This window comes from Bradyrhizobium daqingense (assembly GCF_021044685.1).
Classification (GTDB): Bacteria; Pseudomonadota; Alphaproteobacteria; order Rhizobiales; family Xanthobacteraceae; genus Bradyrhizobium; species Bradyrhizobium daqingense.
On record NZ_CP088014.1, the window covers coordinates 1,677,365 to 1,691,999 of the forward strand.

The following is a 14,635-nucleotide window of genomic DNA, read 5'->3' on the forward strand; positions in this document are numbered from 1 at the left end:
GTTCACCTCTTGGGCGCCGCTCTCTCCGTTAACCGTATGCGCCGCCCCGTCACGCCGCAGCGCGACCGAGATCGAGCGGTTGCCTGCGCTTCGTCGGAAAGCTCAGCGCCACCGCGACCGCCGCAAGCCCGATCGCGAAGGAGCCGACATGCAGCCATGTGTATTGCTGGAAGCTGTCGAACACGAGCCCGCCGGCCCACGGCCCGAGCGCCATGCCGAGGCTGGCAAAAGCTGAGACCGCACCGAACACGGTGCCCATGATGCGCGCGCCGAAGAATTCGCGGACTAGCACCGCATAGAGCGGCATCACCCCGCCATAGGCGAGGCCGAACACCACCGAGAGCGCATAGAACTCGCCGAGCTGCGCGACCGCGAGATAGGTCGCGATGCACATCGCCTGCACGAGGAGGCCGCCGACCAACACGGGCTTTGCGCCGATGCGATCGGCGAGCGCGCCCAGCAGCAGTCGGCCGCCGAGGCCCGAGACGCCGGCGACGCTGTAGACAGTCACCGCCGTCAGCGGGGCGATGCCGCAGATCATCGCATAGGACACCATGTGGAAGATCGGGCCGGAATGCGCGGCGCAGCAGGCGAAATGCGCCGCGGCGAGCGCGATGAATTGCGGCGTGCGCAGTGCCTGCGCCGCGGTCAGCTCGACCTCGGGCGAGGCGTCCGCGGTTGACGGGCCGGCGGCTGCCGGTGCCGGACGCACCAGGAAACAGGCGGGGATCAGCAAGGCCCACGAAGCGATGCCGATCACCAGCATCGCGGTGCGCCAGTCATAGGCCGTGATCAGCCAGCTTGCGGTCGGCGCCACCGTCACCGGCGAGACGCCCATCCCGGCGGAGACCAGCGCCACCGCAAGGCTGCGGTTCTTCTCTATCCAAGCGCTCGCGAGCGCCATCATCGGCGCGTAGAAGCTGCCGGCAGCAATGCCAATCAGTACGCCGAAGCAAAGCTGGAATTGCCACAGGCTTGCCGCCTGGCTCGCAGTGACGAGACCGAGCCCCAGCAGCAGGCTTCCCGCGAGCACCACGATGCGCGTGCCGAACCGGTCCGACAGTGCGCCCCAGAGGAATGCGGCGACGCCCATGCAGAGAAAATCCAGCGTCGCCGCGGCGGACACGCCGGCGCGCGACCAGCCCATCGCTTCCGAGATCGGCTGCAGGAACACCGCAAGGGACAGCATCGTGCCGAACCCGACACAGGTCATCAGCGCGCCCGCGGCCACAACGACCCAGCCATAGTCGAAGCCTGACGGCTTGCTCATGCGTTTCCTCGCGCTCTTGCTTTTGTGGGTGCTGCGCAGCAGAGATGGTGGCCTAACTTCTGCGAGAGGGCAAGGCGGGCTGCAACGGCACGCTGACATTGCCTGCCCGCGGTGATAGCATGCCTTCGGTCCCCGGCCTGCGAGGTTGTTCTCATGCGCGCACACACAGCAATGTGTGAAGAGGCAAGTTCAATGAAGTGGGACGTGCTCTGCAGGCCGCTCAATCGCCGCAGCCTTTTCCTTCCCGTCATTTTCGCCGCCGCGGTCTTGGCATCCCTGGCATGCGCACAGGACGGCCAAAGCCCACCGCGCGAGCCGGGCCCGGTCTTTTCGGAGAGCGGCCCCGATGCCGAACTCTACGGCGCGGCTGACGGCTATCCGGTCGGCACCCGGGGCACGGCCACGCAGCTCGACAAGCTCGTCGGGGTCTACAGCCATTTCGGCGACATCTACCCCTCGCGCACGGTTCGTCGCGCGGCGGCACCGTGGCACTTCAAGCGCTCACCGGAGCCGTCGATCGCCTACAGCTTCAACAACGAACGGCTGAGCATCGCGGACTACCTCAAGCGCAACCCGGCGACAGGGCTCCTGATCGCCAGGGACGACACCATCCTGTACGAGCACTATCAATATGCGCGGACCGATCACGATCGCTTTCTCTCGCAATCCATGGCGAAGACGCTGGTGGCCATGCTGGTCGGGATCGCGGTCTCGGAAGGGCAGATCAAGTCGATCGACGATGTCGTCTCGACCTACGTCCCCGGCCTTGCAGGAACGGAATATGGAAACACGTCCATCCGCGCCTTGCTGAACATGTCCTCGGGCGTCGAATTCTCGGAAGTTTATGACGGGAAGGACGACATCGCCCGGCTGGGGCGGGCGCTGTTCGGTGGTGAGGCAAAAGATCCCGCGGCCATCGTCGCGCAATTCAACAACAGAACCGCACCAGCGGGGACCAGATGGCACTATGCAAGCGTCGAAACCGAGATACTCGGCCTGGTGCTGCGCTCGGCCACAGCCATTCCACTTGCCGACTATCTCCACGACCGGATCTGGGGCGTCATCGGCACCGAAGCGGACGCGTCGTGGGCGATCGACGGCAGCGGGCAGGAGATTGCCTTTTGCTGCTTCAATGCAACCTTGCGCGACTATGCGCGCCTGGCCCGCTTGCTCGCAAACGACGGCGTCTGGGAAGGTCGCCAATTGATCCCCCGGCAGTGGCTGTTGGATGCCACCACCGTCAGGCCGGCCGATGGTCATCTCGCCCCGCGCGTCGCTACACCCTATTTCGGTTACGGCTATCAGGTGTGGATCCTTCCGGGCGAGCAGCGCAGATTTGCCCTGCTCGGCATTCGCGGCCAAGTCATCCTGGTCGATCCGGCCTCCAAGCTCGTCATGGTGCACACGGCCGTTCGCCAAAAGCCGTTCGAGCCGGGAAGCCTGCGGGAGCCGCTCGCATTGTGGTCCGCCGTGATTCAACAGCTCGGGCAATGACGACCTGACGGCGGCTTGATCACGATATTTCACGACGACGGTGTCGGCGCCGACGAGGTTCGATCGTCCTTGGTTTACAATTCCGGAAGTGCCGCGGATGGCCGGCACACAGGAAGTGATTTCGTCATCTCAAATGCAAGAATTGAACTGGAGCAATGCCCATGAGGATCACCGTCGAAACCAGCGTCGCAGCCCCCATCGATCGGGTCTGGCAGGCCTATACGACGCCTGCCGACATCGTGAAGTGGAATGCGGCGTCCGACGACTGGCATACGACCAAGGCGACGGTCGACCTGCGAGAAGGCGGCGCGTTCTCGTCGCGGATGGAAGCCAAGGACGGCAGCATGGGCTTCGACTTCGCCGGCACCTACACCAAGATCATCGAACACAAGCGGATCGAATACGCGTTCGGCGATCGAACAGCCGAGGTGGAGTTCGTGCCCGGCGCGAATGGGGTCGTCGTCCGCGTCGCCTTCGATGGCGAAACGACGCACTCGGTGGAGCAGCAGCAAGCCGGCTGGCAGGCGATCCTCGACAATTTCGCGCGCTACGTCGAGGCGAAGCAGAGGTCCTGATCGATCAGGGATCGGGCGTGCTGGCGTACTCCCGATCCCCTTCCATGCGTTTCTTCGCGCTTTTTGTTTTGTCGATGGTGCGCAGCAGGGATGGTGGCTTACTGGACGACGGCAAAGGCGGTAGAGCGTGATCAAATTCTGCGCGCTATTCAATCACCTCGTCGGCGCGGGCGACGACGGTTGCAGGCAGGTCGAGACCCAGGGCCTTGGCGATGCGGAGATTGATCCTGAGGTCGAACTTGGTGGGTCGTTCGAAAGGCAGGTCGCCCGGCTTTGCGCCCCGTAGAACGCGATCAACCTGCGCAATCAAGCGGCGCCCTGCGTCTGCAAAGTCGGGGCCGAACGACATGAAAGCGCCGTTCGCGACCCAGTCCGGTGAAGCAAAGATTGCAGGCTTCTTGCTCAGGTTCACCAGCCTGACGACTTCGCCCAGGTGGGCGCTGAGCACGACATCAGGAACGAAAACTAGACCGTCAAATCGGGCGAGGTTGTCCGGGCTCAGGATTGTCCCGATGCTGGCGGGATCATCGATGTTGATTGCTTCGACCTCGAAGCCGAGCTTGCGGCCGGCTTCCAGAACCGGCGTGAGACTCTGTGCACCGCTCGACACCTTTGTCGTGACAGTCCCGAGGCGGACGGCCTGGGGCAGGATCTCCCGCATGAGCTCGACCCGCTTTACAGTGGTTTCCTCCGAGAAAACCGCGATGCCGGTCACGTTGCGGCCCGGGCGGGCGAGGCTGTCGGCCAGTCCGGACGCGACAGGGTCGACGGCAGCAAGGGTCACGATCGGAATTGTTCGCGTTGCCTTGTAGGCCGCAAGAGCGGCAGGAGTGCTGATGGCGATGATCACGTCCACCGGTCCATCCCGCACGATCTCCTGCGCGAGCGCCGGCAGCGCGTCGGCATCTCCGGCCGCGTGACGAAACTCGAGTCGAATCCGCCCCTCGACGTAACCAAGCTCTGCAAGCAGCCTCTTGGTTCCAGCGATCTGCGCGGGGATTTCGACCGGTCCCAACTGGACGACGCGCGGCGTTGCGGAGGACTGCTGGGCGCGTGCGATGAGCGGCCAGCCGATTGCGCCCGCCACGAGCCCGATGAATGCGCGCCGTCTCATCTGACCTCGCTCGAAACTGCCGTGCGATAGCCAGACTATAGCACGCCCCAAATGCTCGTAAGCCGTCTCACTCGGATCAGGGGCCAGATACCGGGCGGGGCGTCGCCGGCAGCTTGCCTGGATCAGAAGACTCGTCCGGGGCAACACCTCGATGTTTCTTGTGCCCCAGGCCGGGGGCAGCCGCCCAGGCGAGGGCTTTGAACCATTCCGCCTTCCGGCTGCACCAACGTCGCGTATGTCGGTGAGACCCGCGACCAAGGAACGCGTGATGAAGCCCCTGAAAGCATCGATTTACGTCGCAGTCGCCGCGCTCGCCTTGAGCTTGTCATTCGGCGCGCCATCCCATGCCGAACAAGACGAGGCGGGTGCGCTTGCGCTGCAGATGAAGCAGCTTTATCGGGCCGGGAAGTACATGGAAGCGCTGCCTCTGGCCCAGAAGTCGCTGGCCCTTCGCGAGAAGGAGTTCGGCCCTGATGATGCCCACGTCGCGATGCCGCTGAACGACCTTGGCACGATCCATTACAATCTCGGCCAATACGCTGTTGCCGAACCGCTGTACAAGCGCGCGCTGGCGATCCGGGAGAGGACACTCGGTCCGAATCATGCCGAAGTCGCCATGGTGCTGAACAATCTGGGCGATCTCTATCGCGCGGAAGAGCGTTACGCAGAAGCGGAGCCGCTCCTCAAGCGCTCGATCGCCATCAGCGAGAAGACGGTCGGCCCCAATGATGCGTCGATCGTGATGGCGTTGAGCAACCTCGGCGCGGTCTACAGCCATCAGGGCCGGTACGATCAGGCCATACCGCTATTCAAGCGAGGCCTCGCCGTGCTGCAGAAGGCGCTCGGTCCCGACGATCCCGAAGCCACGGTGTTGATGAACAATTTGGCCGACGCCTATATCAATCGCCATCGCTATGCCGATGCCGAGCGCCTGCTGAGGCGGTCGATAGCGGTGACCGAGAAGGCGTTCGGCCCGGATCATCCCGACATCGCGCAGGCACAGAACAATCTGGCTGCGCTCTACGGGCGTCAGGGCCGTAACGCGGAGGCCGAGCGGCTGTTCAAGCGGTCGGCGGCCACTTTCGAGAAAACCCTCGGCCCCAACCATCCGGATCTCGCCGGCGTTCTGGAAAACCTCGCCGGTCTCTACAAGTATCAAGGCCGCTATGCCGATGCCGAGCAGGTCCTGAAACGGTCGATGGCCATTCGGGGGAAGACCAGTCGGATCTAATCTGCATGCGGGCGCGCAAAATCGCGCGTTTCAATCAGAGATTCCCGAGGGATGCGAGGGTGGCATCATGCCACTGTTTTGCCCGGTGGTCAAGCCAATTTCGGTAAATCAAAAATATCGAATGCAACCAAGACCATGGCTACTGTGCATGGGGTTGTTTCGAGACGTTGGTCGTCCGACCGTTTTTGTGGCGGCAGCAGGAATGCGAATGCTCGGGCCTTCGCCTCGCCGAAGCGGCGGCTTCGGCCGCGCAGGAGGGACGAGATATTCGGTAGCGGCTCTGATCGGGCCTCAGCTATCCACCTTCAGCGCGGCGATGAAGGCTTCCTGCGGGATGTCGACCTTGCCGAATTGCCGCATCTTCTTCTTGCCTTCCTTCTGCTTCTCCAGAAGTTTGCGCTTACGCGTGATGTCGCCGCCGTAGCATTTTGCGGTGACGTCCTTGCGCAGGGCGCGCACCGTCTCGCGCGCGATCACCTTGCCGCCGATCGCCGCCTGGATCGGGATCTGGAACATGTGCGGCGGAATCAGCTCCTTCATCTTCTCAACCATGGCGCGGCCGCGCCCTTCCGCGCGGGTGCGATGCACCAGCATGGAGAGCGCGTCGACCGGCTCGGCATTGACCAGGATCTGCATCTTGACGAGGTCGGCCGGCTTGTAGTCGGTGAGATGATAATCGAACGAGGCGTAACCCTTGGAGACCGATTTCAGGCGGTCGTAGAAGTCGAACACCACTTCGTTGAGCGGCAGGTCGTATTTCACCATCGCGCGGGAGCCGACGTAGGTGAGCTCCTTCTGCGCGCCGCGGCGGTCCTGGCACAGCTTGAGCACGCTGCCGAGATATTCGTCGGGCGTGAGGATCGTGGCCTCGATCCAGGGCTCGTCGATCTCGGCGATCTTGACCACGTCGGGCATGTCGACGGGATTGTGGATCTCGAGCTCGGTGCCGTCGGTGAGCTTCATCTTGTAGATGACGCTCGGCGCAGTCGCGATCAGGTTGAGGTCGAATTCGCGCGACAGCCGCTCCTGGATGATCTCGAGGTGGAGCAGGCCGAGGAAGCCGCAGCGGAAGCCGAAGCCGAGCGCGGCGGAGGTTTCCATCTCGAAGGAGAAGCTGGCGTCGTTCAGGCGCAGCTTGCCCATCGCGGCGCGCAGCGTCTCGAAATCGTCGGCGTCGACCGGGAACAGGCCGCAGAACACCACGGGGATCGCCGGCTTGAAGCCCGGCAGCATGTCCGCGACCGGCTTCCTGTCGTCGGTGATGGTGTCGCCGACGCGAGTGTCGGCGACTTCCTTGATCGCGGCGGTGATGAAGCCGATCTCGCCGGGGCCGAGCTCGTCGACCTGCTGCATCTTCGGCGTGAAGAAGCCGACGCGCTCGACGTCGTAGGCGGCGCCCGTGCCCATCATGCGTACGCGGCTGCCCTTCTTCATGACGCCGTCGACGACGCGAATGAGGACGACGACGCCGAGATAGACGTCGTACCAGCTGTCGACCAGCAACGCCTTCAGCGTCGCCTCGCGATCGCCCTTCGGCGGCGGCAGGCGGGTGACGATGGCTTCCAGCACGTCGGGCACGCCGAGGCCGGTCTTGGCCGAGATCATGACCGCGTCCGAGGCGTCGATGCCGATGACGTCCTCGATCTGCTGCTTGATCTTCTCGGGCTCGGCGGCGGGAAGGTCGACCTTGTTCAGGACCGGGACGATCTCGTGATTGTTGTCGAGCGCCTGATAGACGTTGGCGAGCGTCTGCGCTTCGACGCCCTGGCTGGCGTCGACCACCAAGAGGGAACCCTCGCACGCCGCCAGCGACCGCGAGACCTCGTAGGCGAAGTCGACATGGCCGGGCGTGTCCATCAGGTTGAAGACGTAGTCCTTGCCGTCCTTGGCGCGGTACGAAAGACGCACCGTCTGCGCCTTGATGGTGATGCCGCGCTCGCGCTCGATGTCCATGGAATCGAGCACCTGCTCCTTGCCCGCCATCTCGCGGTCGGAGAGGCCGCCGGTCATCTGGATCAGGCGGTCGGCCAGCGTCGATTTGCCATGGTCGATATGGGCGACGATGGAGAAATTGCGGATGTTGGAAATGGGGACGGTCGTCATGGGCGCGGGATACCACTCACATCCCCGTGCGGCAACCATATTGCTGTATTTTCAGGGTCTTTGTTCACGCCAAGCTGATTCCATGACGGGCCAAAACGCGCTAGGCAACGGCCCATGTCGACGACCTCTCTTCCCACCACCAGAACGCGCGCAAAGACCCGTCTCAGCTATGCCCGCTTCCGGGCCTGGCTGGTCGCCTGTGCGACCCGGCCCGAGGCGAGATTGTGGCTGGTGATCCAGCTCGCCATCCTGCATGGCGTGCTCTGGACCTTCATCCTGATCAATCTCAAGGCAGCGCAGGACGTTCATATGGACGTCGCAGAAGCCTATGGCTGGGGGCAGCAATTCCTCTGGGGCTATGGCAAGCACCCGCCGCTCTCCGGCTGGGTCGCCGGCGTCTGGTTCAAGATGTTCCCGGCGGCGGATTGGGCCACCTATGCGCTTGCGATGACCACGGTGAGTCTGGGCATGGTGATCTGCTGGCTGGTTGCCTTGCGCGTGGTCGATGCGCGGCGCGCGTTCCTCGTCGTGGTGATGATCGCGCTCTACCCGATCTTCAATTTCAAGGGCTTCAAGTACAATCCGGATCTGCTCCAGCTCGTCACCTTGCCGCTACTCGTGCTCGCATATCTCAACGCGTTCGAGAAGCGGAGCTGGCAATCCGGAGTCCTGCTTGGCCTCGCCGGCGCGCTGGCGCTGATGACGAAATATTGGGTGCTGACCATGATCGGCGCCGTCGGCCTTGCCGCGCTGATCCATCCGGAGCGCTTGCGCTTCCTGTCGTCGCCGGCGCCATGGGTCGCGATCGCGACGATGGTGGTCGCGATGATCCCGCACATCGTCTGGCTGGCGGACGCGCATTTCGTGCCGCTGACCTATGCCGGCGACACCTACAGCCTGCAGGACGCGGGCCTGATGCACCGGCTCGTCGCCGGTTATGTCCTGCACAATGTCGCGCTGCTGGCGCTGCCGGTGGCGCTCGCCGCGCTCGCGATGGCGCTGGTGCCGCATTGGTTCACGCTGCTGCGGCGGGCGCCGCTGCGCATCGTCACCCGCGCCTGGGCGCGCGGCGTCAATCCGGGGGTCAACCTCTCGCAGGCGCTGAACGTCTGGATCATCCAGATCATCGTCGCGGTCGGTCCGCCGCTCGGCGCGCTGGTGTTCAGCATCTACATGAAGACCGATTGGGGCATCTCGCTGTTCTTCCTGGTGCCCCTGGCACTGGTCGCAATCCCCACCCTGCGGGTGCAGAGCGCTGCGCTGTTCAACATCGCCGCGATCTGGCTCGTGATCAGCGCCGCGACGCTCGCCGCCTCGCCCTGGATCGCCGCGCGCGAGATGGCGGCCAATACCGGCAACACCGCGACCTACGGCGCGCGCTCGGAGCTGGCGCGCGAGTTGACGCAGGCCTGGCACACCCGCTTTGCGTCGCGCTGGGCCATCGTCGCCGGCACCATGGAATCGATCCAGCCGATGGTGTTCTACAGCCCGGATCATCCCGCCGCGTTCTTGCCGCTCGAGCCCTGGAATTCCGGGCTGACGTCACTCGATGACGTCAAGAAATACGGCTTCATCGGCGTGTTCGATCCGACCGACGGCCGCCTGCCCGCCTTCGAGAAATGGGTGTCGGACACCGCGCCGAATGCCGAGCGCATCGTGATGACCACGCGCCGTTTCACCCACGGCAAAGCCGGTCCGGCGATGACCTGGAATGTCTACATCGCAGGGCCGGCGAAGTAAGAAAGTGCCGTAGGGTGGGCAAAGCGAAGCGTGCCCAAGACTTTGGTTGTGATTGTCGGGAGACATTGGGCACGGCGCTAAGCGCCTTTGCCCACCCTACGGCACTGAGCGCTTGGCGGGAGAAAACCTAAACCCCTTCCTCGTTGAACTTGCTTTCAACGAGTTCGGTGATCGCCGCGAGCGCGGCTTCCGCTTCTTCGCCGGCCGCCGCGACCGTGATCGTGGTGCCGGGACCGGCTGCGAGCATCATCAGGCCCATGATCGAGGTGCCGCCGACGGTCTCGCCGCCGCGCGTCACCCACACCTGCGCGTTGAAGCGCTCGACCGCCTGGACGAATTTCGCCGAGGCGCGCGCATGCAGGCCGCGCTTGTTGATGATCAGAAGCTCCTTGGAGATCGCGCCCGCGGGCACGCCTGTCCCCGCTTGTGGCGCGTCGTCGCTCATTTGCCGGCGAGCACGCGGCTGGCGATGGTGACGTATTTGCGGCCGGCTTCCTGCGCCATCGCGATCGCGTCGGGCAGCGGACGCTCCTCGCGCACCTTGGCGAGCTTCACCAGCATGGGCAGGTTGATGCCCGCGAGCACTTCGACCTTGGGCCGGCTCATGCAGGATATTGCGAGGTTCGACGGTGTGCCGCCGAACATGTCGGTGAGGATCGCAACGCCGTCGCCGGAATCGACGCGGTTAACCGCCTCGATGATGTCGCTACGGCAGAGATCGGAATCATCCTCGGCGCCGATCGTGATCGCTTCGATTTGCTTTTGTGGGCCCATGACATGCTCAAGCGCTGCCTTGAATTCGTCGGCAAGGCGCCCGTGGGTCACAAGTACTAGACCAATCATCGGAAAACTCCTCGCGGGCGCTTTTGGTGCACCGCACGAACGCGCCACTTTGACCATCCAGAGCCCCCGCGCAAGGGGGGATGTTGCGTATCTCCCTGAATCTAGACGGAAGGATAAGGGGAGCTGCGCCGGTCTATTCGGTCGCGATAGTGGGGTTCATATGGTTACCATTTCCCTTCAAACAATCGCCTGAGGGCTTAGCAGAAGGTTAACTCTTGGTAGTGGTCAAGGCCGCGACAACCAGCGGGAGGGGCGAATAGTCGCGGCTGATTGGAATACGCGGTAATTCGACACCTAAAATGCTTGTTTTTAGGGATTCGGCCAGCGGCAGCCGTTCCGCATCCCTTGCGTCCAGATCGACCACGAGGCCGACGGTCGCATGCTCCACGAAGTCGCAGCGGCGGATTCCGAGGCCCCGGATCTCGATCAAGCCGGCCAGGGTCGGCGCGGGACGCACCTCAATTTCCTCGCCGAGTGTCGCCAGATGGACACGGTCGTCGCCGATCAGAACGGCCGTTTCGATCACGCCTGATCGCCCTGCCATGATCAGATCGAAGGCAAGGCGTGACTTGCCGGAGCCCGAGGGGCCGCGGATCAGCACCGCTCTTTGTCCGACCCTGACCGCGGAGGCGTGCACGCTGGGGCCGCCGTCACTCATAGCGCCGGCAGCCTCACCACGAAGCGTGCGCCCGCCACCGTCGGCGCGCCCTCGTCGTCCGGCGGGCCGGCGCGGTTCTCGGCCCAGATGCGTCCGCCATGCGCATCGACGATCTGCTTGGAGATCGACAGGCCGAGGCCGGAGTTCTGACCGAAGCCCTGATGCGGACGGTCGGTGTAGAAGCGCTCGAAGATGCGCTCCAGCGCGTCGTCGCGAATGCCGGGACCGTCGTCATCGACCACGATCTCGATCTCGCCGCGCACGCGGCGGCAGGTGAGGCGCACCTTGCTGCCGCGTTCGGAAAACGATTGCGCGTTGGAGAGCAGGTTGGAGACGATCTGTCCGAGCCGAGAATCGTGGCCGCTCACGGCGAAGGTGTCGGCCGGGCCGCGGCCCTCGAAGCGGGTCTCGACCGCGACGTCATGGCCGAGCTTGGTCTCGTTGGCGACGGACACCAGCGTCGTCAGCAGGCGGCGCACGTCGACCGGGATCGCATCCTGACGCTGCAATTCGGCATCGAGGCGGCTGGCATCGGAGATGTCGGAGATGAGACGGTCGAGCCGCTTGACGTCGTGCTCGATCACCTCGAGCAGGCGTGCGCGGCTGGTCTCGTTGCGCGCCAGCGGCAACGTCTCGACCGCGGAGCGCAGCGAGGTCAGCGGATTCTTCAGTTCATGGGCGACGTCGGCGGCGAACATCTCGATCGCCTCGATGCGGCTGTAGAGCGCGCTGGTCATGTCGCGCAGCGCGCCCGAGAGATGGCCGATCTCGTCGCGACGGCGGGTGAAATCGGGGATCTCGATGCGGGCCTTGATGCGGCGGCGGACGCGTTCGGCGCTGTCGGCGAGCCGGCGCACGGGACCTGCGATCGTGCTCGCAAGCAGCAGCGACAGCATGATCATCACGGCGGCAGCGACGCCGCCGACCTTGAGGATGGCGAGGCGCTCGGCGGTGACCATCTGGTCGATGTCGTCGCCCTGCGTCGACAGCATCAGGGCGCCGTGGATGGCGCGCGAGCGCAGCACGGGGACCGCCACCGAGACGATCACCTCGCCGCGCGCATTGACCCGCACCATCGAGCGCTTCTGGCCCTGCAGCGCGTCGCCCACCTCCGCATAGCCATTGCCGTTTTCGGGGCCGAGCTCGCGATAGAGCGGCAGGTCGCCGCGGTTCAGCCAGGTGCGCACCGCGACCATGCCGCGCTCGACGATGCCGGGCTTCTCGGCCGGCGGCGGCAAATTGTAGCGCAGCACGTTCTCGAGATTGCGGCTGTCGACCAGCAAGCTGCCGTTCGGATCGTAGATGCGGGCGCGGGTCTTGGTCGGCGAGATCAGCGTGCGCAATACCGGCGCCACGCGCTCCGGATTGATCGGAAAGTCGAGCGGTGAATATTCGTCCGAGCCGCCATAAGTCTCGCCCGGCTTGAGGTCGAGCAGCCGGTCGGGATCGATGGTGATGGCGTTGGTCTGCACGGTGGCAGAGGCCGCGATCGCGCCGGCGATGATCTCGGCCTGCACCAAAAGGCTCTGCGCCCGCGCGTCGATCAGGCCGGCGCGGAATTGTGACAGATACAGGATGCTCGCGACCAGCGCGACGAGGCCGGCGAGGTTGAGCGAGACGATGCGGCGGGTCAGGCTCGAGAAGGACAGCGCGAAGAAGAACTGCCCGGCGCGCGTCAGCCAGTTCAGCGGCCGGAAGCCTTGCGGCTTGCCTTCGGCAATTTGCTCCTGAACGCCGTCGGATGCGAAATCCCCGGCGCTCTGGTTCGGATCGGGCTGCGTTCGGTCGAGCAATGCTTACGCCCGCGTTAGGACGGCGTTGAGAAGGTCCCCACATCCTAGAGCGCCCCCGGTCCCGATGGAATCAGAACCGGCGATGCACTCAGTCGTTCGTGAAGCTGCCTGCCGCCTCAGGCTTCCTTGAAACGGTAGCCGACGCCGTAGAGCGTCTCGATCATCTCGAACTCGTTGTCGACCACCTTGAACTTCTTGCGCAGCCGCTTGATGTGGCTGTCGATGGTGCGGTCGTCGACATAGACCTGGTCGTCATAGGCGGCGTCCATCAGCGCGTTGCGGCTCTTCACCACGCCGGGCCGGGTCGCCAGCGCCTGCAGGATCAGGAATTCGGTGACGGTGAGCGTCACCGGCTCGTTCTTCCAGGTGCAGGTATGCCGTTCCGGATCCATACGCAGAAGGCCGCGGTCGAGCGCCTTGGCGTCGTTCTCCTTCGGTGCGACCGTCGGGTCCTTCGGTGCCGAGCGGCGCAGCACGGCCTTGACGCGCTCGACCAGCAGGCGTTGCGAGAACGGTTTGCGAATGAAGTCGTCGGCGCCCATCTTGAGGCCGAACAGCTCGTCGATCTCCTCATCCTTGGAGGTCAGGAAGATCACCGGCAGGTCGGACTTCTGCCGGAGGCGGCGCAGCGTTTCCATGCCGTCCATGCGCGGCATCTTGATGTCGAGGATGGCGAGGTCGGGTTGGGTGGTGCGGAAACCGTCAAGCGCGGAGGCGCCGTCGGTGTAGGTCATGATGCGGTAGCCTTCGGCTTCCAGCGCGATCGAGACGGATGTGAGAATGTTGCGGTCGTCGTCGACCAAAGCGATTGTGGGCATGAGCCTCTGCTTTCTGCTTTCCGTTTGGGTCGTGGCTTGAAACGGCGAGCAATCCAGTGATGCGCCGCATACAATGGGTGCCGAAGTGGCGTTCAAACTTGGTTACCGAGCAATGCAAGCTGGGCTGAAGTGTGACCAAGTTCCACGAAACACGGCAGATTCGCCGCGTCTCGACCCATAATCTGGTCCCCGTTTACCCGAAAAAAGGCCCCCCTTGCAACCACCTGACCTGAGAAAGCCGATGCAACCGACCGCCGATTTCGACCCCGGAAAGCTCGCCAAATCGCTGCTGAGGCGCTCGCGGCAGGGGGCCTTGGCCACCCTGATGGCCGGCAGCGGTGATCCCTATTGTTCCCTGGTCAATCTGGCCAGCCATCCTGACGGCTCGCCGATCCTGCTGATCTCGGGCCTTGCCGTGCACACCAGGAACATCCTGGCGGACAGCCGGGTCTCCCTGATGCTGGACGAGCGGGCCGCCGGCGATCCCCTGGAAGGGGCGCGGATCATGCTGTCCGGCCGGGCGGAGCAGGCCGAGGCCGATAAGGATCTGCTCAAGCGACGGTATCTCAATGCCCATCCGTCGGCGGAAGGCTTTGTGTCATTTAAGGATTTCTCCTTTTTCCGGATCCAGCCCACGGGAACCCATCTGGTCGCCGGCTTCGGCCGCATCGTCGATCTCAAGCCCGAGCAGTTCCTCACGGACCTCACCGGCGCAGAGGACCTGCTGGCGGCAGAGGAGGGGGCCGTGGAGCACATGAATGCCGACCACCGCGACGCCATGAGCCTCTATGCGACGCAGCTTCTTGGCGCGGCCGCGGGCGACTGGCGGTGCACCGGCTGCGATCCGGAAGGCCTCGACATGCAGCTGGATCAGGCCGCGTTGCGGCTGGACTTCCCGGAGCGAGTGACGGACGGCACGTCGCTGCGCAAGATGCTGGTCCGCCTTGCTGGCGAGGCGCGCAAGAAGATGGACCAGGGCGCAAGGCTTTGAACGCT

General features: G+C 64.3%; 13 protein-coding genes. 5 read left to right on the top strand and 8 right to left on the bottom strand.

From position 1 onward, the window contains the following. Positions 1 to 49: 49 nt before the first annotated feature. Entirely contained in the window at positions 50 to 1,270 is a 1,221-nt protein-coding gene (locus LPJ38_RS07845; protein WP_145641954.1) for an MFS transporter, read from the bottom strand. A gap of 192 nt (positions 1,271 to 1,462) precedes the next feature. On the opposite strand from LPJ38_RS07845, the gene LPJ38_RS07850 reads away from it, so the two are divergent. Together LPJ38_RS07850 and LPJ38_RS07855 are read left to right on the top strand one after the other, a co-directional pair. Continuing rightward, complete coding sequence (locus LPJ38_RS07850; RefSeq protein WP_167520762.1) at positions 1,463 to 2,764, top strand: serine hydrolase domain-containing protein; 1,302 nt, start codon at positions 1,463 to 1,465, stop codon at positions 2,762 to 2,764. A 161-nt stretch (positions 2,765 to 2,925) separates the two neighbouring features. Further along, entirely contained in the window at positions 2,926 to 3,339 is a 414-nt protein-coding gene (locus tag LPJ38_RS07855; RefSeq protein ID WP_145641952.1) for an SRPBCC family protein, read from the top strand. A 145-nt stretch (positions 3,340 to 3,484) separates the two neighbouring features. Here LPJ38_RS07855 and LPJ38_RS07860 read toward each other — a convergent pair whose 3' ends face one another. After that, a complete protein-coding gene (locus tag LPJ38_RS07860; RefSeq protein WP_145641950.1) occupies positions 3,485 to 4,453 on the bottom strand; it encodes an ABC transporter substrate-binding protein in 969 nt (322 codons plus the stop codon). A gap of 268 nt (positions 4,454 to 4,721) precedes the next feature. Here LPJ38_RS07860 and LPJ38_RS07865 point away from each other — a divergent pair, with 268 nt between their 5' ends. After that, the gene (locus LPJ38_RS07865) at positions 4,722 to 5,684 is read left to right on the top strand and encodes a tetratricopeptide repeat protein (protein ID WP_145641948.1); all 963 of its coding nucleotides are present in this window, start codon (positions 4,722 to 4,724) and stop codon (positions 5,682 to 5,684) included. A gap of 291 nt (positions 5,685 to 5,975) precedes the next feature. Here LPJ38_RS07865 and lepA read toward each other — a convergent pair whose 3' ends face one another. Beyond that, positions 5,976 to 7,787, bottom strand: a complete 1,812-nt coding sequence (gene lepA / locus LPJ38_RS07870; RefSeq protein ID WP_145641945.1) for a translation elongation factor 4 — start codon at positions 7,785 to 7,787, stop codon at positions 5,976 to 5,978. Between the two features lie 114 nt (positions 7,788 to 7,901). Between lepA and LPJ38_RS07875 the strand changes: the two genes are divergently transcribed. After that, positions 7,902 to 9,527 (top strand): glycosyltransferase family 39 protein, encoded by a 1,626-nt coding sequence (locus tag LPJ38_RS07875; RefSeq protein ID WP_145641943.1) that lies wholly within the window; start codon positions 7,902 to 7,904, stop codon positions 9,525 to 9,527. 127 nt (positions 9,528 to 9,654) lie between these two features. Here LPJ38_RS07875 and LPJ38_RS07880 read toward each other — a convergent pair whose 3' ends face one another. From LPJ38_RS07880 to LPJ38_RS07900, 5 genes are all read right to left on the bottom strand, one after another. Further along, complete coding sequence (locus LPJ38_RS07880; protein WP_008542539.1) at positions 9,655 to 9,972, bottom strand: HPr family phosphocarrier protein; 318 nt, start codon at positions 9,970 to 9,972, stop codon at positions 9,655 to 9,657. Continuing rightward, positions 9,969 to 10,370, bottom strand: coding sequence for a PTS sugar transporter subunit IIA (locus LPJ38_RS07885; protein WP_007597752.1), 402 nt, complete (start codon positions 10,368 to 10,370; stop codon positions 9,969 to 9,971). The genes LPJ38_RS07880 and LPJ38_RS07885 overlap by 4 nt, the downstream gene beginning before the upstream one ends. Positions 10,371 to 10,578: 208 nt before the next feature. Beyond that, entirely contained in the window at positions 10,579 to 10,971 is a 393-nt protein-coding gene (locus LPJ38_RS07890; protein WP_231088590.1) for an HPr kinase/phosphorylase, read from the bottom strand. A gap of 53 nt (positions 10,972 to 11,024) precedes the next feature. Beyond that, on the bottom strand, positions 11,025 to 12,821 hold the full coding sequence (locus LPJ38_RS07895) for a sensor histidine kinase (RefSeq protein WP_167520761.1): 1,797 nt from the start codon (positions 12,819 to 12,821) through the stop codon (positions 11,025 to 11,027). 116 nt (positions 12,822 to 12,937) lie between these two features. Then, a complete protein-coding gene (locus LPJ38_RS07900) occupies positions 12,938 to 13,639 on the bottom strand; it encodes a response regulator transcription factor (RefSeq protein ID WP_008542552.1) in 702 nt (233 codons plus the stop codon). A gap of 241 nt (positions 13,640 to 13,880) precedes the next feature. Between LPJ38_RS07900 and LPJ38_RS07905 the strand changes: the two genes are divergently transcribed. After that, positions 13,881 to 14,630, top strand: a complete 750-nt coding sequence (locus tag LPJ38_RS07905; RefSeq protein WP_145641939.1) for a HugZ family pyridoxamine 5'-phosphate oxidase — start codon at positions 13,881 to 13,883, stop codon at positions 14,628 to 14,630. Positions 14,631 to 14,635: the final 5 nt, after the last annotated feature.

Bases quoted from the DNA above. Each gene is read 5' to 3' on its own strand.
- LPJ38_RS07845 (WP_145641954.1), bottom strand. From the start codon at position 1,270: ATGAGCAAGCCGTCAGGCTTCGACTATGGCTGGGTCGTTGTGGCCGCG.
- LPJ38_RS07865 (WP_145641948.1), top strand. From the start codon at position 4,722: ATGAAGCCCCTGAAAGCATCGATTTACGTCGCAGTCGCCGCGCTCGCC.
- LPJ38_RS07850 (WP_167520762.1), top strand. From the start codon at position 1,463: ATGAAGTGGGACGTGCTCTGCAGGCCGCTCAATCGCCGCAGCCTTTTC.
- LPJ38_RS07875 (WP_145641943.1), top strand. From the start codon at position 7,902: ATGTCGACGACCTCTCTTCCCACCACCAGAACGCGCGCAAAGACCCGT.
- LPJ38_RS07860 (WP_145641950.1), bottom strand. From the start codon at position 4,453: ATGAGACGGCGCGCATTCATCGGGCTCGTGGCGGGCGCAATCGGCTGG.
- lepA (WP_145641945.1), bottom strand. From the start codon at position 7,787: ATGACGACCGTCCCCATTTCCAACATCCGCAATTTCTCCATCGTCGCC.
- LPJ38_RS07855 (WP_145641952.1), top strand. From the start codon at position 2,926: ATGAGGATCACCGTCGAAACCAGCGTCGCAGCCCCCATCGATCGGGTC.
- LPJ38_RS07885 (WP_007597752.1), bottom strand. From the start codon at position 10,370: ATGATTGGTCTAGTACTTGTGACCCACGGGCGCCTTGCCGACGAATTC.
- LPJ38_RS07905 (WP_145641939.1), top strand. From the start codon at position 13,881: ATGCAACCGACCGCCGATTTCGACCCCGGAAAGCTCGCCAAATCGCTG.
- LPJ38_RS07900 (WP_008542552.1), bottom strand. From the start codon at position 13,639: ATGCCCACAATCGCTTTGGTCGACGACGACCGCAACATTCTCACATCC.
- LPJ38_RS07880 (WP_008542539.1), bottom strand. From the start codon at position 9,972: ATGAGCGACGACGCGCCACAAGCGGGGACAGGCGTGCCCGCGGGCGCG.